Here is a 22,518-nt window from a genome sequence, read left to right as displayed (position 1 = left end):
GCACAGTGCCTTGCACGATGGGGTGGCCCAGGTGCTGTTGCCGGATACGCGAAGAACAGAAACTCGCTAAGATGTAGAAGTGTTGCACCGGCAAAGGCCGTCCCTTGAAACCACGGAGGTTCACATGGCCGAAGAGCATGCCGCCCCGGCGGCGGAGCAGGCGAAGGTCCACATACTCGTGTATTCGGACGACGCAACCACTCGGCAGGAGGTTCTTTCCGCCGTAGGGCGACGTGCGGGCGCGGGTCTGCCCGCTATCGTGTGGAAGGAGACGGCCACTCCTGACGCTGTGCTGCAAGAGGTGCGCGAGGGCGATTACGCCCTGCTGATCCTGGACGGTGAAGCGCCAAAGCTCGGCGGCATGGGGCTCGGCAAGATGGTGCACGACGAGGTTGACCCCGATCTTCCATTTATCGCTCTGATTGGGCGGCCACAAGATGAATGGCTGGGCCGCTGGTCGGGGGCAGAGGCAATCCTGCCCTACCCGATTAATCCGCGTGATCTTTCCGGCGCAGTGTCGGCCATTCTGGAGAAGAGGCTCGCGGCATGAGTGATACCCGGTCGTGGCCCGATCTCACCAGTAGGCTTATTAGCCACGAAGATCTCAGTAGCGAGGACACCGCATGGGCGATGGATCAGGTGATGTCGGGTGAGACGTCGCCGGTCGTCTTGGCGGGATTCCTTACCGCCCTGGCTGCGAAGGGGGAGACCCCGTCCGAACTGCGCGGCCTGGCGGATGCCATGCTGTCCCACGCGCTGCCTATTTCCGTTTCCGGGCCGGTTCTGGACATTGTGGGCACCGGTGGTGACCGTCTGCGCACGGTTAATATTTCCACGACGGCGGCGATGGTCATTGCGGCTGCGGGCGTGCCCTTGGTCAAGCACGGCAATCGTGCGAGTTCTTCGGCTTCGGGCGCGGCGGATTGCCTGGAGGCGTTGGGTGTTAACTTGATGCTGCCGGTGGAGGGTGTTGAGCGCTGTTTCCATGAGCTGGGCATTACCTTTATCTTCGCGAATGTTTTCCATCCCTCTATGCGTTTTGCCGCGCAAGCCCGCCGCGAGCTCGGTGTGGCAACGGCCTTTAATGTGCTGGGGCCGCTGACCAATCCGGCGCGGCCGGATCGTTGCGTGATCGGCGTATCAAGTGCGCGGCACGCGCCCATCGTCGCCGGCGTGCTGGCGGAGCGGGGGACCTCCTCGCTGGTGTTCCGTGGTGCGAACGGCATGGATGAACTGTCAGCAGTCACCTCGAATCAGGTGTGGGAGATCCGCGACGGCCATATTACCGAGCATGAACTTGATGCCGTGGAAGAGCTCGGCCTGGCGCCGGCCACAGTGGAAGATCTGCGTGGCGAGGATGCGGCGTTCAATGCCGATGTGACGCGGCGTGTGCTGGCGGGTGAAACGGGTGCGGTGCGTGATGCCGTCACATTGAATGCGGCAGCGGCCCTGGTGGCGGACGGTACGCGAAACGGTACGCGGGTGTCGGATGGTTCCTTTGCCCAGCGGATGGCGGCCGGGCTTGATATCGCGCGGCAAACCATCGATTCCGGAGCGGCATCCGATCTTTTGGATCGTTGGGTGACTCTCTCACAGAAGCTGGGCACGCCGTAGACCGTCTATGTGACCGCGGTGCCCTCGTTCAGTGCTGCTGTGTGGGTACTAAGAGGTCGACGCCACGGCAATAGACCGAACTGGGCGTGGCATAGCTGCGTGGGTGGAGGGTTCTGCTATGACATGCTGCCGCGCTCGCGCGAGCGCGGATCCAGTTGTCGCGTTGCACGAAGAGGATCCGAACTGGCGCCGCCCGCGAGCGTGGATCCCCTGCCCATGCTCCGGTCAGGTGCTTATGACTGCTACCGCGCGCGAGCCATGCATGGACGGCCTAACGGTCCTTGAAGTAGGCGAAGAGCTGTTTCTCCCGTGTGGATAAGAGGCCTGCACATACGCCCAGGTACGCCGAACATGCTGCGAGGGCCACTGTCCGCATGCTGGTGGTGAGAAGCGCGGCCGTATCTCCCGTCGGCAGGCCGGAGCCGAGTAGGTGAAGTACGAATGGAGTCAGCAGCAATGCGGGTAGCACCCAGGCCAGTGTTTCAAGGAACAGCATGAGTCCAAGCGCGGCGCGTGTGGCCCCGGCGTGCATACTGGAGGACAGCTCGACGCGGCGTCGTCGTACGGCTACGAATCCGAGGACGAGAGCGAGGCCGGCCGCCAGTGCCGGTACGAAGCGGGTGATGCGCATGGCGAAGCGGGCATTGCCATCAAATCCCGTACCTAGCGTGGTATTGAGTTGCGAAACAGTGGGATTCTCGGCTTGCGCGGAGGAATCGGGGTTGACGGTTGTACTGAGCAGCGAGCGCGTTTGCGGGGAGACGGGCCACACATCCACCCAGCATTGGTCGAAGGGCTCGATTGGCGCGGCGGGTAGGAGTGCGGCATAGCCGAAACCGGGGCTGCGTCCATCACTGGGATACACGTAGCTGCCGGTGATGGTGACGCTGCGTCCATCGCGCAGGCTCAGTTCGTCCCCCACGTTTCGCTTGACGGCGTCAAGTGCATCAGCGGACAGAACGAGGCCGCTGGTTCCACCGGTGCCCATCACATTGAGAAAACCGGCGGTTGTCTCGAATACGGGAATCGGAGCCGAGGGAAGAACTGCGGTGGTGAGGTTTTCTCGGGTGGTGCGTACGGCGCCGGAGGCGCGTACACCGGGTATCGTGGCGAGGGCGTTGCAGGCGGGGCCATCGATCCGCCCCTGAGCCTCAATTGTCATGATTGACGCACCGACTGTGCGATAGGTGGTTGCGTCCGCCAACAGTTGGCGTGTTGTCAGTGCGTCCGTTGTTGCCAGGCCCAGAGAGAACAGGGCAAAAACAATGGCGAGAATCCCTGCCTTCGTTGTGTGGCTGATGACGTTTCGCCAGGCTTCCCGGCAAATTGCTCGCCATGTCATGAGGCATCCTCCGGTGTTTCAACGCTCTGTGCATCGGCGGTGACTCGTGCGGCGTCGTCCTGATAATTGCGCAGGTCGATGGCATCGGTGCAGGCGGCCCGAGTCTGCTCGTCATGCGTGGCAATGACGACGATAACGTCCTGCCATGCGGTCAGCTCATGCAAGGCGGCGTTCACCTCCCGCGAGGTGTGTAAGTCGAGTTGAGCGGTCGGCTCGTCCACGAGGAGCAGGTCGGGGTCGCTGGCGATACCACGGGCCAGCATGAGGCGTTGCGCCTCGCCGCCGGAGAGATGACGGAAGGCCTGCCCCGCGACGTCGCCGAGATGGAAACGCGCTAGCAGCTCCTCGGCCGCTTGATCCGCTTCCTTGCCGCTGAGGCCGCGCGCCAGCAGTGGGAAGGCGACGTGGTCACGTGCGGTGCGGCCGGCTACTCCATGCGGATTCTGGAACACCCAGTTCGTGCGCTGAATACCGGTAGTCGTGATGGAGCCTTCGGCTGGTTTCTCCCATCCGGCAATCAGTGAGAGCAGCGTGGATTTGCCCGACCCGGAGGGGCCGGTCAGGGCGTAAATGTGACCGGGCAGCAGGTGTTCCGTCAGGTGCCGGAACAGCCACGGATGCGTGCCGAAGCGGTGGCCCACCCCGTTGAGGTCTACCTGCATGCGGGTGATCCTTTGGGGTCGGCTGCGACCTCGCTAGGGGTAGTAGGGGCGTCGCCCACAAGCTGCACGAAGCTCTCGCCCAGTTCGGAACCGCGGATTTCCACCGCAATGGGTTCACCGTCACCGACGACGCAGGCTTGTTCTCCGGCGACGTCGTAGAGGGCTCCCGGTGGTACGACGAGGACGGACGTGGGGGTCGCCAAACGATAACTGGCACTGATTGTGGGTGTCTCGGAACTTACGGCGGTGGTGAAGGAGCTGGTCGCGGCAAAACGCTGGAGGACGGCAGGATCGCTGATTCGGCCTTCGTCGTCCACCGGTATTTCCTTTCCGTCAATGACGACGACGCGGGCCCCTGGTGAGGCGTTGGTTGGTAGTTGGAGAATGTGGGCTTCTTGGGCGCTGATGGGGAGAGTCGCCAGCGGCTCGCCCGCGCGGGCGTTGCCGCCCACACTGACTTCGCAGGAAGCCACGGTGACCTGTGGGGCGGGGATCCACAGGATACGAGAGAGTTCAATGGATTCGAGGTTCTTCTCCGTTGGGTCGATACCACGCACAATGTAGTTGAAGCCGGCGAGTGTATTGGCATCAAGCACGCCGGATGTGGAAGAGGAGTAGCCGAGCCGCACGAGTTCTTCTTGTAAGGCTCTCACGTCGGCGCCGGAATCTCCCAGGTGAAGGTCTCGCCACAACGGCTGGGATGTTGCCAGCGATATGAGGGCCTTTCCGTCAATGAAGAAGGTTGCGGTTCCAGAGTCGAGCGTGTTGCCTGGAGAGCAGGTGCTCGTGGTGACGCGGCCATCAGCGGGCGCCATGATTTCCGAACCGGTGGTGGCCGTGAAAGCGAGTTCGACTGTGTGCTGATCGGCATATTCTCGTTCGGTCACCGGAACGGATGTCACGGGTTCGGGCGTTGCCAGCGACGTCGGAACTGCGGGGGAGAGGAAGGTCACCCCCGCGGCGACGCCCAATCCAATCCCACAGGCCAGGCCGATAAGACCCCAGAGAATTCGTGTGTGGCCGTTGTTCATCATCTAGCCCAACCCCAGTGGATCAGTTTCACACTTGGTCCATTCTTCCTGGTCTCTGTGGTTTTCGATCTCGCCGGTCTCGTAGAGGCGGTCGAGATCGGAAGGTGTGAATGAGCTTTCGACTAGATTGTTGTCCTTCAAGCATTGGACGACAAGTGGCTCCCAGTCCTCATTGTTGGGGTTGACCTTGATCTCATAGTAAATCCACAGGGCATCATATCCGGTGGATTGCTCGCACGCGCGCCGATCCCCTTCTTCCGAGTCTTCCTTTCCAGGAGGAACAGCATTTTGCGATCGCCCGTCAGAGTAAAACTCGACGTCTGTGTATCCCTTCTCCTCTAGACATGATGTCATGGCCTGTTCGGCTTCTTTGATCTCGGCTTCTGTGATCTCTCCGTCGGAGAGGATTGTCTTGGCGAATTCAGAGTCGGTGGAGTTGTACGCGGACTCGAACTCCTCCGCCCATGGCCCGGAGAACTGCGGGGAATTGCCGCTACTCTCGGATGGGCTCGTGCTGCATGCGCCGAGTGCGAAAGCGCATATGGCGATGATGCTGGTGAAACGTGAACGGTTGTGTTGCATTTATTCTCCTAGAGCCCGTGGGAAGGCATGAATCTTTTAGCGTTCTGAACGAGTTGGTGACTGGTGATCTCTGCAGTTTATCTCTCGGAGAGAACGCTGACTTTGTCAACTCTGAATCGTCATACGTTCCGTTCTCCTCCCCCATTTTTGAAACGCATGCTAAATGATGCTGGCACACCTACCCTAGTGGAACTTGTCCCTCGTTGTCATCCGAGTCGGCAACAAGGCAGACGACCTTCTGGGCGCTGGCAACAGTCCGATCTTGCTTTCGCTGCGGGATCCCCGGTACGGTCGTCGCGACTTTGCCATTAGAGAGCCTTGCGGATATCGTTCGTCTGCATGCATGCATTGGGGCAGCCCCGCACGAGGTCTTCAAGAGCCTACTGATTCTGCACCGCCATGCCCTTTTGATTTTGGCACACTAGAGGCAGAGCGAACCATGAGGAGGAAGGACTCACTCAACAGCTTCGAGACCGAAAACGGCTATCTGGTTCTGTATGCCAGACTAAACAGTCGTGTATACACTCCGGTCCGAAGAGGACATGAGGATAATGCAGTTTGGTCCGCGAAGGGACGGACATCAACTCAGAGGCCCATAACGCCAGAACCCCTATCACATCGGAATCAGGGTAGTTTTTCGCTGCCCTGGCATTTGTTGAGACGCAACCTCTACCGAGTAGTTGCGTCTCAACAAATATGGACAACTGAGCCGCGTATCATTACGCGCTCGCGCTAATCACTTTTACCACGAACTTGAGGCGAGTACAGAAGCGGACACCCAGTCGCCCCAGCATACCCAGTTAGAGGAAGTCTTTCCCTTGCCGACCTTCTTTGCGTAATGCGAGACGACCTTACCCTTCTCTTTGACTCTATCGACATATTGCACCCAACCTCCGCAGGTGTTGTTCTTCGCCCAACCGCCGTTGGCTAAGACGCGCGTATAGCACAATGGTGCTGCAGACGCTTCAGGGGCGTCGACTGTTGCGACTGCAGTGAAGCCTGCTGTTGCAAGGCAGGTAGCAGCTGCGAGTCCCGAGATTCTCTTGAGTAGTGGCATTGTCTCTTCTCCTTTGTAGAGGTCGTAACTAGTCATAGCAACGATATTTTGTAACTGTACAGTTACGCATATAGCGTATAGGGAAGAATAGCTGGTGTGAATGTGCTGGGGTGACGCGTTTTAAGTCTCAGTGTCGGCGGTGTCGTTGTGTTACATAGGGATCTGCGCCTTGTACATGATCAATTTGGAGTTGACCGTGAACGAGCGTAAAGCTGCGACGAAGAGGGGCCCGACGTGCCTTGGCGCAGATTGGGCTGGTGAGACCCTGATTCTTGATCAGCTGGTCAAGTCGTTCGGGTGGCAGTGTGGATGTCGATCCCCCATCCGCATGGAATCCAACGCCGGTGTATCCGTTGTCTTCTACGCACGAGATCATGCCCTGTTCGGTTTCTTTGATCTCGGCTTCTGTGATCTCTCCGTCGGAGAGGATTGTCTTGGCGAACTCCGAATCGGTGGAGTTGTAGGCGGACTCGAATTTCTCCGCCCATGGTCCGGAGAACTGGCCGGCGTCGTCGGAGTGCTCTGTCGCTTCCGTACCGCACGCGCCGACGAAGAAGACACACGCAGCAACAAGAGTCAGGCGACGACGGCGACGACCTCGCATGCGGTGCTCCTTTGTTTCTTCGCACGATGTGGTACCCACACAACTCAAACGGAGCATACCACGTAACCCGAATGGTTACACGGATTACCTCCCACGTGAGGAATGGGAGTTCTGCCGGTGGCTTGCGCCCGGTCGCGGAACCGGATTACTTCCCACGCGAGGCATAGGAAGTAACACTAGACAAAGTGGCGCGAAGCGCGCGGAAGTAACAAAGGGTCGGGGCAACAGCGACTGCCGGAGACCGCCCATAGCTGGGCCTTGCGCCGCAGGCATCGAATCGAATTGAGAAGTGGCCGCGGACCGGTCAGTCCAATCCGAGGTTGTAGGCTGCATCAAGATCGCCCTGCGAAAACTCGCGGAAGGCCAAGTATGTGCGCAGGCGTTTCACACCGGGAATCTTCCCGATCGCATCGGGGATCACCGAGGCGAGGTCTTCGTGCTGCTTTACACGCACCAGTGCGACGATATCGGTATCGCCGGTCACCGAATAAACTTCGGCAACTCCCGGGGTCGAGGCGATCTGCTCGGCCACCTCGGGGATACGAGCGACGTCGGCATCAATATGAACAATTGCCGTGGGCATAAGAACTCCTTCGGACCGGACTAGGTCAAGTCTATCTCTCGGAACGCGATACGGCGCCGTACTGTCCGGTTAGCCCATCCGGTTACCTCACCAGACTTGGCTGCCAACCGTCGATAAAGCGGCAGTCTTCCTCCGCGCTGGGAACGCGGTGGCGTGCTGCAGCGCGCCGTGGCAGCGCCAGGGGAACAGGCCCGGTAAAACTGAGCAGGCGTGTCTCCTTCTGCCACAGCCAAGCCAGCAGCAACTCGCTTTCTTCCACCGGTGCGGCACTCGCAGCCGTGGCAGGAGCGGAAACGGCTTCGCAGTGCTCCGCCAAGTGCCGTGCCACATCGGGCGGATTCTCCTGCTTCGACGCCCGTGCGCTTCCCGCCAGGCGGCCGTAGCGGATTACCGCCACGTCCCAGCCGTTCTCGCTGCGGGAGGCCGCGATAACCTCGGATGCCTGCAACAGCGGAAACAACCGCTCGCGACGTCGCTGGGCCGAAAGCACGGCAGCGAGCCGATCACGCTCCTCGGCCGCCTGCTCAAAGCGCTCCTGGGCCGCAAGCAGATTCAGGCGTTCCAGCTGGCGTTCCCACAAGGAATCACTGGCGCCGGTGAGCATCTGCTTGACGTCCCGCACGGAACGCTCCCCGGCGGCGGTGTCGGCTGAAACACAGGGTGCGCAACAACGTCCCAGTTCCAGCAAGTGGCATGCCTGGGCACCGGGGCGTGGGGTGCCCGGAAGTACCCGTGTGCAGGTACGCAGACGCGAAACATCGGCGAGTAGTGTCGCCGCCTTGCGGGCCTGACTAGTGGAGGAGAACGGGCCAAGCGCATCCGGCATGGCGTTTGCAGCAAGGTTTCGTGTGACTTTGAGGCGTGGATGCGGTTCATCGGTCAGAACCAACCAGGGCCGTCGATCGGGGCGGCGGGAGCGCCGATTGTAGGGCGGATCCAGTTCCGCGATCAGACGCAATTCGAGCACACTGGCCTCCAAGGCTGTTGCCGTAGCGGTGACGTCCACCCGAGTGGCCAGATCAATCATTTCCGCCATGCGTTTACGGCGCTCCGCTGCGGTGAAGTACTGGCGTACTCGCTGATAGAGGTTGACCGACTTCCCGACATACATCACTTCTTCCCCCGGACCTATGAAGCGGTAAACCCCGGGGGAGTGTGGCAGTCCGTCGGCTAAAACGGCTTTTCGCCGTCGCTTGGCGGGCACCGGATCGGAGGCGGTCAGCAAATCGTCCAGGTGCGTGACACCGAGCGGGCCGAGACGGCCGAGCATGGCATGAAGAACATCAACGGTGGCGCGGGCGTCGTCAAGCGCACGATGTGAGGGAGAGACGGTGGCGTGACAGATGCGCGCCAGTGTTCCGAGCTTGACGTTCGGCGCCTCCTCGCGGGTGAAAACGCGGCGGGCCAGCTTCACCGTGTCGAGGATCTTCACGCGCGGCCACGGCAGGTCCAGGGCGGTTGCTGCCGCTTTGAGGTGGCCGACGTCGAAGCGGGCATTGTGAGCAACCAGCACGGTATCCGGTGAGGTGCCAAGAAACTCCAGAAAACTCGGCATCACAGCCTCGATCTGCGGAGCACGCATCACCATGGCGGTGGTGATCCCCGTCAGACGCGTGATGAACGGAGAGATCGGCTCGTGAGGGTTTACCAGGGTGGCGAACTCGCCCACGAGTTCACCGCCGCACACCTTCACCGCTCCAAATTCGGTGATAGAACGTAGCCCCGGCGTGCCACCGGTTGTTTCCAAGTCGACGACGACGAAGGTGACCTTCTCCAGCGGCAGACCAAGATCGGCGAAGGAGAGTTGTGTAGCCACTTCGGTGGGCTCGGCGGGCGCAGTGGTCTGTTCGGCGTGCCCGGATCGCGGCGTTTGTGAGGCCGCGGAGCGCACGGCAGTGTGCTGGGACAGCCGTATCCGCCGGATGGGTTCCAGATCCAACCGTGCTCCGGGGGCAGGTGCCGTCAGTGATTCCTTCACGTCGCCAGCTTAAGACGCGCCTCCGACACATAGTAGAGCCGACACGGCCAGATGGTGCCACCGATCAGGCCTGCTCGGGCTCACGTGGTGCGTGTCGCTGGTGAGCGGCGGCCTGCCACTACACTCGGGCGCCGTCGATAGACCGGACGACGTGTATGTGCCCGACCGTTATAGGCAATGTGGCCGTCATTGGTCTGCGCGAGAGACGACGACTATAGATGGCCGCTGTGCCACTACACCCGGGCGCCGTCGTCGAAGGGGTCAATGTCGTCATCGCGCGGAGAGCTGGCGAACGCCGCGAAAGCACCGAGAATGAAACTTGCGGCTATCATCGTGCCGGCGAGGCCGCCGCTGCCGGGTAGGAGGCCGATGAGGATGGCAATGGCACCGGCGAGACTAAGGCCCGCAGCAACCCACAACGCGACGGCAAGAGGGGATACCGGAGTGTCATCGGCCTCCGGGATCTGCGCAAGAACGTCGTCCTCATAAGAAAAGAACTCGTCGTCATCTTCGCTCGCGGGGGTCCAGTCACGTGGGCCGCCCAAGGGATGCGAGTCCGCCTCACCTGTGGGATGCGTAGGACCGCCAAAAGCCGGGGACGCACGATCATCGGCCGGTGCCGCATCAGTGTTCGAGGGTGAGGCCGTGCCCGCATTCGTACCGCGACGGCGGGCAGTCGAGCGGAAGAATGAAGGGGACTCCTCTGTAGAGCCGGTGTCCGAAAGGTTCTTGGCATTGCCTGTGTCAGTGGTTTCCCCTGCATTGGCAAAGCCTGACGCGCCACCCGAAAACAGCGTGGAAGAAGAGCTTGCACGGTCTTTCGCACCGCGGCCGGTCGGGATATCGGAAGTATCCTTGCCGGGAAAGTCGAGATCGGAAAGATTAGCGGTGATGTCCTTCCAGGCGGCGTCGAAATCGCCGTCGGACATCTCAGAACTCGGCGTAACTGGCATAACTCCAGCATAGCGAGCACATCGAGCGATGCCGGGGTATCTCGCTGACGGCTAAGCCGTGCCTATACGTGGGGCAGCGCCGGATGCCACCCGTGGCCGGGACACTTTCCCCACATCCGCCCTACTCCTCGGACTTGGCGAGCTGACGCCACCCGTGGCCATGACGCTTGTGTGTGAAATGCCAATGCCCAGACCGGTAGACTAAGCACGAGGCGGCGCTGCCGCCGCGTATTACTCCGCCCGTCTTCGGGCACAACCCAAAACTCAAGGGAAGGTTCACGATGACTGTCCGTCGCGTTGCTCTGCTCACCGCAGGCGGTTTCGCCCCCTGCCTGTCCTCCGCCGTCGGCGGATTGATCGAGCGCTACTCAGAAATTGCTCCTGACGTGGAGATTATCGCCTACCAGTACGGCTACCACGGCCTGCTAACCGGCAATTTCGTCACCATCGATGCCGAAGGCCGCAAGGATGCCGCTATTCTGCACCGCTTTGGAGGTTCTCCGATCGGTAATTCCCGCGTCAAACTGACCAACGCCAAGGATCTGGTGGAACGCGGCCTCGTCAAGGAGGGTGAGGACCCACTGCAGGTGGCGGCCGAGCGTCTGCGCACCGACGGCGTCGACGTGTTGCACACCATCGGCGGTGACGATACAAACACCACGGCGGCTGACCTGGCTGCGTACCTGCACGAGAACAATTACGAACTGACCGTGGTCGGCTTGCCGAAGACTATCGATAATGACATCATCCCGATCCGGCAGTCCCTCGGTGCTTGGACCGCGGCCGAAGAGGCCTCAGGCTTTGCTCAGCATGTGATCGCCGAGCACCGGTCCAATCCGCGCATGCTGATCGTGCATGAGGTCATGGGTCGCAACTGCGGCTACCTCACCGCGCAAAGCGCCGCCTACTACCACGACTGGGTCGGCAAGCAGGAGTGGGCGCCGTCGCTCGGGCTGAGCCAGGAACGCTGGGATGTGCATGCCGTGTACCTGCCGGAGATGGCGCTAGACATGGACGGTGAGGCCACACGCCTGCGCGCCATCATGGATGAGATCGGCAACGTCAATATCTTCCTCTCCGAGGGTGCGGGTATTGACGAGATCATTGCCGAGAAGGAAGCCGCGGGGGAGGAGATCCAGCGTGATCCCTTCGGGCACGTCAAGTTGGATACGATCAACCCGGGCCAGTGGTTCGCCAAGCAATTCGCGCAGCGTATCGGTGCGGAGAAGGTTATGGTGCAGAAGTCCGGATACTACTCGCGTTCCTGGCACGCCAACCCCGATGATCTGCGGCTGATCAAGTCGATGGTTGATCTTGCCGTGCAGTGCGCACTAGAGGGAACATCCGGCGTGATCGGGCACGATGAGGAGAACGGTAACGTGCTCACGGCCATCGACTTCCCGCGCATCAAGGGAGCCAAACCCTTTGATATTACGCAGGAGTGGTTCACCGATCTGATGAGCGAGCTCGGTCAGGAAGTCCGCGGACGCTAAGCATTACCCGTTTCGGCAGCGCAACCGCTGTTCAACCTGCTGGTGATTCTCCGGGTTTTCCGCAGTTTTCCGCGAATAACCCGGAGAATCAGCGTATAACCCGGATATTCCGGCGATTGATACGAATAGAGCCGTCCGGGAACCTCAACCGAGACTATCGTGTACCGCGAATCTGTGGACGTGAAGGGAATGTAAGCAGGGGCGGTGGACATGCCGCCTTCAAGCGCGGCATTGCCGGTAAGATTTCCTCATGTTCGACGCTGCCGATGAAGAAACGCTGGCTGCCATCCGTGCCTGGCGGAGCTTTCCTGCCAAGCACCAGCCGGCTTGGCCCGACGCGGCCGAATTGGACCGCGCCGTCGAGTATTTGCGGACGCTGCCACCGCTGACTTTTGCCGGTGAGGCGGACAAGCTGAAGAATGAGATCGCGGGTGCCGCGCATGGCCAGGCCTTCGTCCTCATGGGTGGAGACTGCGCAGAGTCCTTCGCCGAATCGAAGGCCGACCGTATCCGCGCCAAAATCCGCACCGTGCTGCAGATGGCAGTTGTGTTGACATACGGGGCGTCCGTGCCGGTGGTCAAAATCGGTCGCATGGCCGGTCAATACGCGAAGCCGCGCTCCAAGCCAACCGAGACGCGCGACGGCGTCGAGTTGCCCTCGTATATGGGGGATGCAGTCAATGGGCATGAATTCACGGCTGCGGCGCGTACACCGGATCCGTACCGACTCATTGAGGCATACCAGCGGTCGGTTGCGACGCTGAATTTGATCAGGGCATTCACCACCGGAGGCTTCGCAGACCTGTCTAAAGTCCATGAGTGGAACAAGGGGTTCGTGCGGAACCCTGCATACGCTCGCTACGAGCAGGTCGCCGGTGAGATCGACCGGGCGATGCGTTTCATGCGGGCCGCGCGCGTTAGCAGCGAGTCCTTCAGCACGGTGGATTTCTACAGCTCGCACGAAGCGCTGTTGCTGCCGTACGAAGAAGCGTTGATCCGGGTGGACTCGCGTACGCGAGAGCCCTACGCTTGTTCGGCACATTTCTTATGGATCGGCGAGCGTACCCGAGATATTGACGGCGCGCATGTGGAGATGCTATCCCACGTCCGTAACCCGATCGGAGTGAAGCTGGGGCCCACGACGACGCCGGAAGACGTGATCGCGCTGATGGACAAGCTCAATCCGGCAGGCGAGGATGGTCGACTCACCTTCATAACCCGTATGGGAGCACAGCTCATTACCGAGCGTCTTCCCGCTCTCGTGGAAGCGGTGTGCGCCGACGGCCGCCCCGTGACCTGGGTGACCGATCCTATGCACGGGAACACCATCACCGCTGCCAACGGGCTAAAGACGCGGCGGCTTACCGATATCCTCGCGGAAATCCAAGGGTTCTTCCTTGTCCACCAAGAGTTGGGAACGCATCCGGGCGGCATCCATGTGGAACTGACTGGTGATGACGTGACGGAGGTACTCGGTGGATCGGAAGAGATCCTGGAGGACACCCTGGAAGAGCGGTATGAGACCTTGGTTGATCCGCGTTTGAATCACCAGCAGTCCTTGGAAATGGCGTTTCTGTTGGCGGAAATGCTGCGCGACATCCACATCTAACGCCGCGCGATTCTGGGGTCTGACGCTAGGGGAGTTGGCGGTTCGCCGGTTGGCGCACAACTAGACGACGGTCAAGGTGATAGTTGTGCCGCGGCGCACCTTGTCACCTGCACCCGGATCTTGTGCTCGCACGGTTGCGAAGTAGCCTCCCAGAATCATTTCGACGTTGACCTCGAAGCCTGCCTCTTCGAGAATCCGAGTAGCCTCAGACGTCGACTTACCGACCACGTTAGGAACTTCGATCAGCTCGGGGCCCAGCGATACCGTAATCGTGACGGTATCACCACGATACAACGTGCCATCGGCAGGGTCCTGCGCTATAACTGCGCCTTCTTCGACGGTCTCGGAGTACTGTTGCACGACCTGCGTTGTGAGCCCGGCCGCCTGGATCTGTTCCGTCGCAGCGCTGTCGCTTAACCCGACCACATCGGGCACCGAGATCGGTTCTCGCCCCAGGGAGATCGTCACCGCGACCGTACTGTCATGATTGACCAGTTCTCCCGGGCTCACGCCCTGTGCAATGACACTTCCTTCTGGAACTGTTTCGGAATATGCCTCTGCCCGCTCCATGGATAGGCGGGAAGAGCTCAGCTCTTGCTGTGCTTCTTCCTCCGTCTTGCCAGAAAGATCAGGCACCTTGACCTGTTCAACGCCCAGCGATACCGTCACCCGAACGGGATCGGCTGGATCAGTTCGCTCGCCTGCCTCCGGATCCGTGGAAATGACGACGCCCGCCTCGACCTCATCGGAATATGCCTCGTGCCGTTCGGCGGTCAACTCGTGCTGGGCAAGCGTAGACTCGGCCCGCTCGTAGGACTGGCCGACGACGTTCGGGACCGTGACGCGTTTACCTGGCCCGAGGAAGAAATACCAGGCAGTGGCGCTGGCAAGCACCACGACCAATAGGAGGAGAGCCCACGGCCAGCGTCGCCGTCGCGTCCTCGTACGTGTTTCGGCGGCTGCGTCTGAGATCGCTGCGTCAATGGCGGCATCGTCGTCCTTCACCCGACGCGCTTTTTTTGCACGGTCTGGGCCAGAGTGGGTCGCGAGCTGTGTTGTGGCCGCAGCGGTGAGCCGCTGTGTGGCTTGCCGGGGAAGCGGATCCGTTCCGCCGACGGGTCGTTCAGGCGTGTCAGCAGCTGGCGACGAAGGCGCTTCGGCGGGTGTGGGAATTCGCGGGATAACAGGAATGCGCCTGATAAGGTCCTCATCCGCAATGGACGCGGTGACAGCCACCAGCGCCTTGACCGCTGCAGTTCCGTCGGAAGGACGGTCGGAGGGATCTTTTGCAGTTAACAGACCGATCAGCGAATCTACCGCCGGGGGCAGCCACGGCGCCTGCGTTGCAACACGCGGCATGGGTGAGTTGACATGCATATACGCGGTCGCGATCGGTGTTTCCGCGCTAAAGGGAAGGGAGCCCGTGAGAAACTCATACAGCATAATCCCCGCCGCATACACGTCTGCTGCGGCGGTCGCATGTCCGGTTGTGATCACTTCCGGCGCCACGTACGCGATGGTGCCCATCATGACTCCCGACGCCGTCGTCGTCGCATCAAGGGCACGCGCGAGGCCAAAATCTGCTACTTCGGCGTGAATTTCGGGCCGCTCGAAGACACTGGCGGGTGGAAGCGGTGCGGTGAGAAGAACGTTCTCTGGTTTGACGTCACGATGCACGATGTCGGCGGAGTGGGCAGCGGCTAGCGCGCGCAAAACCTGTTCAGTCAGTGCGAGGGCGGTGCCGAGGTTGAAGCTGCCGAGCCGATTGAGTTCAGAGCGCAGATCCGGGCCGGGAACGAACTCCATGACGAGATAGGCGTGCGCGCCGTTCGGTGAGGCCCATACGCCCCGGTCGTATACCGAAACAACGTGCGGGTTCGACAGTTGCGCCGCTGCACGCGCCTCTTTGCTGAACCGCTCGGTGAAATCCGATTGCTGAGCGAGATGCGGATGCATGAGCTTGACGGCCACATCACGCTCTAGGCGTTTGTCGCGGGCACGATAAACCGTCGCCATGCCGCCGCGTCCCAGCGAAGCGGTGATGGCATAACGGCCGTCAATGACAGCGCCAATCAGAGGGTCATCTTGCACCACGGCTTAAGGTTACAGACAAAATGCCCTTTCGTGCCGCCACGTGACGCCGCGCGTCGGCGCTCGGATTTGAGGATCGCCGACGGCTAGGCAGTCCGCCGCTTCGCGAGGACTACAACTAGGCGCTCTGCGAAGGCTATCGGTGGCCAGTCTCCAAAAGCCTCGCTAACGCGGCAGTAGGCAGGACGTAAGGAACGGAAGCAACCTCTCAGAAACGAGACATGGCATTCTTGACCTTTGTCACGTACTGCTGTGTGTCGGGACGCATGCCGTTGCGCTGCACCCCACCCAGACCCTGGTAATAGCCGGCGATTCCTTCGTCGAGCGAACTGGCGTGTGTCTGCAGGTAACGGATGATGGCGACGCCCGCAATGACGTTGTCTTGGGGGTCAAGTAAGTCCAGTTGGCGCCCAACCATCTGGGAGGCCCACTGGCCGGAGGAAGGAATCACCTGCATAACGCCGACGGCGTTCGCCGGTGACACCGCACGTGCGTCGAACCCGGATTCGACATATGCGTGCGCCAGTGCCAGTCGTGGATCGACGCCCATCTGAACTGCCGTGTCGTAGACCATCTGCTGCATTTGTGCCCGTGACGGAACGGACATGCCGTTCAGTGTGCTCTTATTCTGGTTGGCGGCGGCGTTGGTTTGCGCCGAGTATGTGTATCCAAGGAACGTGTTAGGAACCGTGGATGACGATGTTGAGGTGCTTGCGGTTCCGGAGATCGTGAGTTTCTGGCCGACGTAGATGCGGTTGGGGTTGGCCAGTGAGTTTAGCGCGGCGAGGTTGGCGGTGGTGGTGCCGTAGCGCTTGGCGATGCCGGAGAGAGTCTCACCGTGGGCCACCGTATGCGTGGTGGCGGTGCCGGTTGATGTTGCGGTTGTTGCCTGTGTAGTTGAGGACCGCGTGGATGACGATGTTGAGGTGCTTGCGGTTCCGGAGATCGTGAGTTTCTGGCCGACGTAGATGCGGTTGGGGTTGGCCAGTGAGTTTAGTGCGGCGAGGTTGGCGGTGGTGGTGCCGTAGCGCTTGGCGATGCCGGAGAGAGTCTCACCGCGGGCCACCGTATGCGTGGCGCTAGCGGTACCAGTTGACGACGTTGCGCTCGAAGTTGACTGCTGCGCCGACAGTGCGGCTCCGTTCCCGGCTGGAATGGTGAGTTTCTGGCCGACGTAGATACGGTTCGGATTCTTCAGTGAGTTGGCGGAGACGATTTGTGCCACGGTCGTGTTGTAGCGTTTGGCGATGCCGGAGAGTGTCTCACCGCGGGTCACAGTGTGGACGGTGGCCGTATTGGCTGTGCGCACAGTCGGGGCCGGAATGGAGAGCAGACTTCCGCTCCGGAGCGAAGACGAGGGCGAGAGCCCATTGGTTGATGCGATGACACCCTCGGGTACTCCGGTGCGCTGGGCGATGGAGGCCAAGGTATCGGCGTTGGATACGCGATAGCTCATCGCGTTTGCCTTGACGGGCTCGGACGTGTGCCGGGCCAGCGCCAGATTACCGGTAGTCGGTTCCTGGGCGTGCGCCGGTGGCGCCACAAAACCGATCATCGTCGTTGCCGCGAGAACGGCACCTGACGTACGCACGGTTCGCGAGCCCTTGGACATGATGTACCTCCGTTGCGGCTGAGCCGCTTTGCCTCCCTGTGTCAGCAGCACCAATTGCGTGATAAATGCGAATTATGATGAAGCTGATGCTCATGTTTCATATGTGACAATAGCGTGTCGAGTTGAATCTTTCCAACTATTTGCTCTATTGCGGGTACGATTTCGGCGTGAGTAATGAGACGTCTGAGTGGTTGTCCATTCCAGAGATCGCCGAGCTTCTTGGTGTTCGTCAACGTGAAATCCGCAATATGCTGGCGGATAATCGACTCCTGGCGGTGCGCCGCGGTGAGAACAATGCACTAATGATCCCGCGTGGGGAACTGACCGAGAAGGAGGGAGAGATCACTGTTTTGGCCTCCCTGCGGGGGACGGTAACGGCGTTGCGGGATGCCGGGTTCTCAGATGATGAGGCAATGAATTGGCTCAATAGGGTTGATGACGAGCTCGGCGTAACGCCTCTGGAGGCGTTACGGTCAAGCCGTGTGAAAGCGGTACGCCGTGTTATAGCGGCGCTGGCTTTCTGAGCCCCGCAGAGAGTCATTTGTGTTCTCGGTCCGCGGTGGTTGGCCGTCACGGGCCGCGCGGGCCCGGCGGGGTGAGTTCCCGTCCGAGCGACGCCTGTGCGTCGCCAGGGATTCATAGGCGCTGCCTCCCCTCCCGGGAGCGACGACGGCCGTATGGAGCGTCTGTTAGCGTGCGCGGGCGGAGAGCTCATCAAATAGAGAACTCAGTAGGGCTGTGCCGACGGAGCGAGCGGGAAACTCCTTGAGGGCAGACCGTGCTTCCTCTTCCCGTTGGTTAATCATGTCTTCGTGCCGTTGACGCGCGCCGCACTTGATGATGATCCGTCGCAGGTGCTCCACGCCGTCGTGGTTCAGGGGCGAACCGAGATTCTGCTCGAGCCAGTCCCGGTTGGAACTCGATGCGAGTGCTCGGGATAAGGATAGGAGGACGGTACGTTTTCCTTCGCTGAAATCAGCGCCGGAGGGTTTCCCAGTTGTCTGCGGGTCCCCGAATATTCCGAGATCGTCATCGCGCAACTGGAACGCCTCTCCCAGTGGGGTACCCACTCGGCGAAGACCGGCAAGGAGGTCGCTGGGTGCGCCTGCCAACGTGGCACCGATAATTAGCGGAAGCTCGACCGAATAACGCGCGCTCTTATGGCGGAGAATCGTCAGCGCATTACTGCCTTCGGTGGAAGGATCGGCCAGCGGCAGATTCTCGGCGCGAATGTCGAGGAATTGCCCGTAGGCAACTTCCAGCGTCATGTCGTGAAAAACTCCCGTGGCCGCCTGAGCGCGTATCGAGGGAACAAGGGCTCCGGCGCGTGCGAATTCACTCACCGCCTCGGACAGTAATAGGTCGCCAAGTGTGATTGCGGCTGCGGTACCGAAGCGTGACGGGTCGCCTGTCCAATCGGCGGATTGGTGGCGTTGGGCAAACGCTGCGTGTGCGGCGGGCAGACCGCGGCGAGTAGGGGATGCATCGATGACATCGTCGTGGACGAGTGCGGAGGCCTGGAAGAGTTCCAGCGCTGCCCCTGCACTCACGGCGGGTGACGTCGGTTCATCGGTGGCGCAGCACCATCCAGCGAGTAGCAGGGTGGCGCGAGTACGCTTTCCTCCGGCGAGGAAGGGGCGCGTGACCGCTTGTAGTTCCGCGACGGCGTCGCTGTTGCCAAAAAGCGTGCTCAGCGAGTCGAGCACAGCCAGGCAGCGTGCCGTGACTGCTGCACGAAAATCGTTTGGGTCTACCGGGTCTGCGGATGCCGCTTCGAAGCTCATGCGGTTAGCTTAGCGGGATGGTCGGTGCCATGTGATGGGTACACCTAGGCCTTCTGTTTCCACGCCGACTGCCCATACGTCATCGCGAACACTGTAGTGAATACAGTCCCTGCTCGCCGTATCCACAACCGCCGAAATGCAGAGGTAATCCACCGGTGCAGAAGGGACCTATGCTGCCGATACGGCTCTCCGTTGAGATGGAGGCATGGAAACTCTTGTTATTCACGGGCCGGAGGATGCCCTTGTGCTCATTCCTCACCTTCTTGGATACTATCCGCGGCATCACCTGGTGCTACTTGGATTGGACGAACTCGGCGTGGATGCAACCGGGAAACGTGCTTGTATGGGGCCAATTGTGACGATAAACCTGGAGCCATCAGACAGTGCTGCGCTAGCACCGGCTGAATCGGCAGAACACGATACGGCGGCGGGTGACCGGCGTCGACGCTTTGATGATGCGGTTGCACAGTCAATGGGCCGGGGTGCGGACTTGCATGAAACGGACTGTGGCGTAGACGCGGATGTATCGGATGCTGGAGCAGGTGCACAGGCGCCGTACCTAGAGGCGGGATACGGTCTCGAACTTGCGCAGATTATCCGGGAGTACGGTGTGCAACGGTGTGTGCTCGCGCTGTATTGCGGCGATGTAGTGTCGTTCCTGCACGGTCCCGAGGCACGGACTCTTCACGACATTTGCTTAGCGATCCGGGAGGCGGCGCCGCAGGCTGGCCTGCTCATGGCGATGGTTGCGGATTCCCACCAGTGGTGCGTATTCGACGAGCCTGAGCCGGAGCTACATGCTTGCGATGAACTTGCGACCCGAGAGCTTGCTTTGCAACTTATAGCGCAGGGCAGCGCTCCCTTGGAAGAGCCTCCGGTACAGACGATCTCTCGCGCGAGCTGCTCGGAACTGCGACTGGCCGCTCGGGCCGGCGAGAAGTGGCTGGCCGATGAGGTGAACCACTTCGTAGCCGGGTGCAAACTGTGGAATGAGATTCTGCAAAAGGACGGAACTGAGACCATCGCCGAACGCGGGTGTGCAAATGTTGCACTACATGACTTCCGTGTCCGTGACCGGGTACTTCTTTATGCTGTGGCGCACGACGATGGCGGGCTGGTGGACCTTGATGAGGACTCTCTTGCCTTCGGGCTCATACGTGCGGCGCATCGTGTTCCCGATATCGAGCGATTGGAGAAAACGCGCGCGTTGTTGGAGCGTTGCGCTGCGGTTGCACCCGCCGACGATGCCTGCGCCTTGGCGGCCAGCGGATACCTTGCCTGGTGGTCGGGGCGCAACTCCATCGCACACGAGCGGGTGAAAGCAGCCATGGATATTGATCCGAGTCACTCTCTGGTGCGAATCCTCGCGCAGACGCTGGCCTTCCATGTTCTACCGCCCTGGATGACTCGTTGCGAATGAGAGACCGACTGCGCGTCCGGTGATTCTGTGCCGATTGGAACACGCGGCTCGCCTCAGCCGGATGCGGCTCGCCTCAGACGGAGAGGCGCCGAACTGGTCGGCCACCAGTGTTCGTCCTAGACGAGAGTCGTCCTAGGCGAAAGATGGTGCGTGGCGGAGTTACCTCTTTCGGAAGACGCGGGTGAAACGGAAGGAGTGCTCCGGCGTCGGAATCTGCGGAAAGCATGCCTCTTGTCCTGATTCAGGCCACAGCTGAGCGAGAACTGGAGCACACGCCGGGAACATTTTCCGGGGCAGACGCGTTGTGGCGTATGTACCGAGTTCTCTCCAGCGGCGGTATGATGTGCTTTCGCCAGCTGTCTGGTTCTTCGTTGAAAGGTGTCACGTGGCCACTAAGACCGCCGAAGTCGACAATTTGTCCGTTGCTACCACTGATGATGTTGCGGTAGCACCCGAGAAAAAGGCAGGCCGGAAGAAGACCACTCGGTCGTCCGCTGCGACGGCGGCTACCACAGGTAGCACAGAAAAGACGAAGTCGACGGCGCGCAAGAAGTCAACGACGTCGAAGGCAAAGCAGGCCCGCGATGCGGCGAAAACAGCCAAAGTCGAGTCGGCCGCACAGGAGGCGACGAACGATGAGTCGATTGTGCAGGCCGATGGTGCGGTAGTAGAGCAGAAGATGGCCGAGCAAAAGACGACGGGGAAGAAGGCGTCCAGTGCCAAGCCGAAGGGCTCCGTTAAGAAGGCGAAGGCATCGGCACCAGCTGATACGGCAGGCGAGGACGAGACGGCGGCGGAGGCTCTATCCGCCCAGACCGTAGCCGAGGATGCGGGCGAGTCCGCTGTGCAGTCGAGTTCGCCTGCCGAAGACGAAGCGGATGCAGTGGCTTCACCGGAAGAGGCGGATGCACTGGAGGATGACAACCTCGATCTTGATGCCGCTGATGGGGACGACGCGGATCTGGATGAGGATGATGTCTCGGATGACGCCGACGACGATAACGCCGACGACGATAAGTCGGTGAAAGACTCAACGACGGCCGCTAAATCGGCACCCGCCAAGGAAGCGACGAGCTCTAAGGGTGCGTTCACGGTTACCGATTCCGACGAATCGGATGAGCCGGCAGTACGCGTGCACGTCGCCGGTGCCACCGCTGATCCGGTCAAGGACTATCTCAAGCAAATCGGCAAGGTTTCCCTGCTGAATGCCGAAGAAGAAGTAGAGCTGGCCAAGAGGATCGAAGCCGGCCTGTACGCGGCACATATTCTGCAGTCCGGTGCACTGGACAAAGAGACGGACCGTACCTATATCCGCGAATTGCGTGCCATTATGCGTGACGGGCAGCAGGCGAAGAACCACCTGTTGGAGGCCAATCTCCGCCTCGTGGTGTCGCTGGCGAAGCGTTACACGGGACGCGGCATGCTCTTCCTCGATCTGATCCAGGAAGGCAATCTCGGCCTGGTACGAGCGGTGGAGAAGTTCGACTACACCAAGGGCTATAAGTTCTCCACTTACGCCACGTGGTGGATTCGCCAAGCCATCACACGTGCAATGGCAGATCAGGCGCGAACCATCCGCATCCCGGTGCATATGGTCGAAGTCATCAACAAACTGGCACGCGTGCAACGGCAGATGCTGCAGGACCTCGGACGCGAACCCACAACCACCGAACTTGCGAAGGAACTCGACATGACCGAGGAGAAGGTCATCGAGGTGCAGAAGTATGGACGCGAGCCCATCTCACTGCATACGCCTCTAGGTGAAGACGGCGATAGTGAGTTCGGCGACCTCATCGAGGACTCCGAGGCCGTTGTTCCGGCCGACGCGGTGGGATTCACCCTGCTGCAGGAGCAGTTGCACCAAGTGCTCGACACCCTTTCTGAGCGCGAAGCCGGTGTTGTCTCCATGCGCTTCGGCTTGACCGATGGCCAACCGAAGACCTTGGACGAAATCGGCAAGGTATACGGGGTGACACGGGAACGCATCCGGCAGATTGAATCGAAGACAATGTCGAAACTGCGCCACCCGTCGCGGTCGCAAGTGCTACGCGACTACCTGGACTGAGCCTTTACCCGGCTCGGTTCTTTTCCGAGCTGCGCCTT

20 protein-coding genes are annotated in these 22,518 nt (G+C 60.7%); 7 read left to right on the top strand and 13 right to left on the bottom strand.

Features of this window, described 5'->3' with window-relative positions:
* Positions 1-124: 124 nt before the first annotated feature.
* Together EKN07_RS08570 and trpD are read left to right on the top strand one after the other, a co-directional pair.
* Positions 125-550, top strand: coding sequence for a hypothetical protein (locus EKN07_RS08570; protein ID WP_108715762.1), 426 nt, complete (start codon positions 125-127; stop codon positions 548-550).
* Positions 547-1,614, top strand: coding sequence for an anthranilate phosphoribosyltransferase (trpD, locus tag EKN07_RS08565; protein ID WP_126146167.1), 1,068 nt, complete (start codon positions 547-549; stop codon positions 1,612-1,614). The genes EKN07_RS08570 and trpD overlap by 4 nt, the downstream gene beginning before the upstream one ends.
* A gap of 271 nt (positions 1,615-1,885) precedes the next feature.
* Here trpD and EKN07_RS08560 read toward each other — a convergent pair whose 3' ends face one another.
* The 9 genes from EKN07_RS08560 to EKN07_RS08520 all read right to left on the bottom strand — a co-directional run bounded on the left by EKN07_RS08560 (position 1,886) and on the right by EKN07_RS08520 (position 10,406).
* The gene (locus EKN07_RS08560) at positions 1,886-2,956 is read right to left on the bottom strand and encodes a hypothetical protein (protein ID WP_126146166.1); all 1,071 of its coding nucleotides are present in this window, start codon (positions 2,954-2,956) and stop codon (positions 1,886-1,888) included.
* Positions 2,953-3,618 (bottom strand): ATP-binding cassette domain-containing protein, encoded by a 666-nt coding sequence (locus EKN07_RS08555; RefSeq protein ID WP_126146165.1) that lies wholly within the window; start codon positions 3,616-3,618, stop codon positions 2,953-2,955. Before EKN07_RS08555 ends, EKN07_RS08560 begins: the two co-directional genes overlap by 4 nt.
* Positions 3,609-4,652 (bottom strand): hypothetical protein, encoded by a 1,044-nt coding sequence (locus EKN07_RS08550; RefSeq protein WP_126146164.1) that lies wholly within the window; start codon positions 4,650-4,652, stop codon positions 3,609-3,611. The genes EKN07_RS08555 and EKN07_RS08550 overlap by 10 nt, the downstream gene beginning before the upstream one ends.
* Positions 4,653-5,231 carry a hypothetical protein gene (locus EKN07_RS08545; RefSeq protein WP_108715757.1) on the bottom strand — a complete coding sequence of 193 codons (579 nt, stop codon included), beginning with the start codon at positions 5,229-5,231 and terminating at the stop codon, positions 4,653-4,655. It lies immediately after the preceding gene.
* 742 nt (positions 5,232-5,973) lie between these two features.
* The gene (locus EKN07_RS08540) at positions 5,974-6,324 is read right to left on the bottom strand and encodes a hypothetical protein (RefSeq protein ID WP_125482458.1); all 351 of its coding nucleotides are present in this window, start codon (positions 6,322-6,324) and stop codon (positions 5,974-5,976) included.
* Between the two features lie 91 nt (positions 6,325-6,415).
* On the bottom strand, positions 6,416-6,892 hold the full coding sequence (locus EKN07_RS08535; RefSeq protein WP_126146163.1) for a hypothetical protein: 477 nt from the start codon (positions 6,890-6,892) through the stop codon (positions 6,416-6,418).
* A 304-nt stretch (positions 6,893-7,196) separates the two neighbouring features.
* The gene (locus tag EKN07_RS08530) at positions 7,197-7,475 is read right to left on the bottom strand and encodes an Lrp/AsnC ligand binding domain-containing protein (protein WP_126146162.1); all 279 of its coding nucleotides are present in this window, start codon (positions 7,473-7,475) and stop codon (positions 7,197-7,199) included.
* A gap of 82 nt (positions 7,476-7,557) precedes the next feature.
* Positions 7,558-9,453 carry a DEDD exonuclease domain-containing protein gene (locus EKN07_RS08525; protein ID WP_240611201.1) on the bottom strand — a complete coding sequence of 632 codons (1,896 nt, stop codon included), beginning with the start codon at positions 9,451-9,453 and terminating at the stop codon, positions 7,558-7,560.
* A 233-nt stretch (positions 9,454-9,686) separates the two neighbouring features.
* Complete coding sequence (locus EKN07_RS08520; protein ID WP_125482457.1) at positions 9,687-10,406, bottom strand: DoxX family protein; 720 nt, start codon at positions 10,404-10,406, stop codon at positions 9,687-9,689.
* Positions 10,407-10,687: 281 nt separating this feature from the next.
* Here EKN07_RS08520 and EKN07_RS08515 point away from each other — a divergent pair, with 281 nt between their 5' ends.
* Entirely contained in the window at positions 10,688-11,899 is a 1,212-nt protein-coding gene (locus EKN07_RS08515) for a pyrophosphate--fructose-6-phosphate 1-phosphotransferase (protein ID WP_126146161.1), read from the top strand.
* On the opposite strand, the gene EKN07_RS08510 is transcribed toward EKN07_RS08515, so the two are convergent.
* Positions 11,896-12,111: a hypothetical protein gene (locus tag EKN07_RS08510; protein ID WP_126146160.1), complete on the bottom strand. Its 216-nt coding sequence runs from the start codon at positions 12,109-12,111 to the stop codon at positions 11,896-11,898. The genes EKN07_RS08515 and EKN07_RS08510 overlap by 4 nt on opposite strands.
* Before the next feature lie 38 nt (positions 12,112-12,149).
* Between EKN07_RS08510 and EKN07_RS08505 the strand changes: the two genes are divergently transcribed.
* Positions 12,150-13,508, top strand: coding sequence for a 3-deoxy-7-phosphoheptulonate synthase class II (locus EKN07_RS08505; protein ID WP_108715751.1), 1,359 nt, complete (start codon positions 12,150-12,152; stop codon positions 13,506-13,508).
* Between the two features lie 60 nt (positions 13,509-13,568).
* Here the strand turns inward: EKN07_RS08505 and pknB are convergent, their stop codons facing one another.
* A complete protein-coding gene (gene pknB / locus EKN07_RS08500; RefSeq protein WP_108715750.1) occupies positions 13,569-15,602 on the bottom strand; it encodes a Stk1 family PASTA domain-containing Ser/Thr kinase in 2,034 nt (677 codons plus the stop codon).
* Between the two features lie 205 nt (positions 15,603-15,807).
* Complete coding sequence (locus EKN07_RS08495; RefSeq protein ID WP_126146159.1) at positions 15,808-17,211, bottom strand: LysM peptidoglycan-binding domain-containing protein; 1,404 nt, start codon at positions 17,209-17,211, stop codon at positions 15,808-15,810.
* 167 nt (positions 17,212-17,378) lie between these two features.
* On the opposite strand from EKN07_RS08495, the gene EKN07_RS08490 reads away from it, so the two are divergent.
* Positions 17,379-17,735: an Rv2175c family DNA-binding protein gene (locus tag EKN07_RS08490; RefSeq protein WP_108716683.1), complete on the top strand. Its 357-nt coding sequence runs from the start codon at positions 17,379-17,381 to the stop codon at positions 17,733-17,735.
* Between the two features lie 165 nt (positions 17,736-17,900).
* Here EKN07_RS08490 and EKN07_RS08485 read toward each other — a convergent pair whose 3' ends face one another.
* Positions 17,901-18,995: a polyprenyl synthetase family protein gene (locus EKN07_RS08485; RefSeq protein ID WP_108715748.1), complete on the bottom strand. Its 1,095-nt coding sequence runs from the start codon at positions 18,993-18,995 to the stop codon at positions 17,901-17,903.
* Positions 18,996-19,200: 205 nt separating this feature from the next.
* Between EKN07_RS08485 and EKN07_RS08480 the strand changes: the two genes are divergently transcribed.
* Entirely contained in the window at positions 19,201-20,415 is a 1,215-nt protein-coding gene (locus tag EKN07_RS08480; protein WP_108715747.1) for a DUF4192 family protein, read from the top strand.
* A gap of 385 nt (positions 20,416-20,800) precedes the next feature.
* The gene (locus EKN07_RS08475) at positions 20,801-22,480 is read left to right on the top strand and encodes an RNA polymerase sigma factor (protein ID WP_108715746.1); all 1,680 of its coding nucleotides are present in this window, start codon (positions 20,801-20,803) and stop codon (positions 22,478-22,480) included.
* Positions 22,481-22,518: the final 38 nt, after the last annotated feature.

Source organism: Actinobaculum sp. 352 (assembly GCF_003957265.1).
Lineage (GTDB): Bacteria > Actinomycetota > Actinomycetes > Actinomycetales > Actinomycetaceae > Asp313.
Note: the sequence above shows the minus strand (reverse complement) of the source record. Positions and strands in the feature narration are given on the sequence as shown.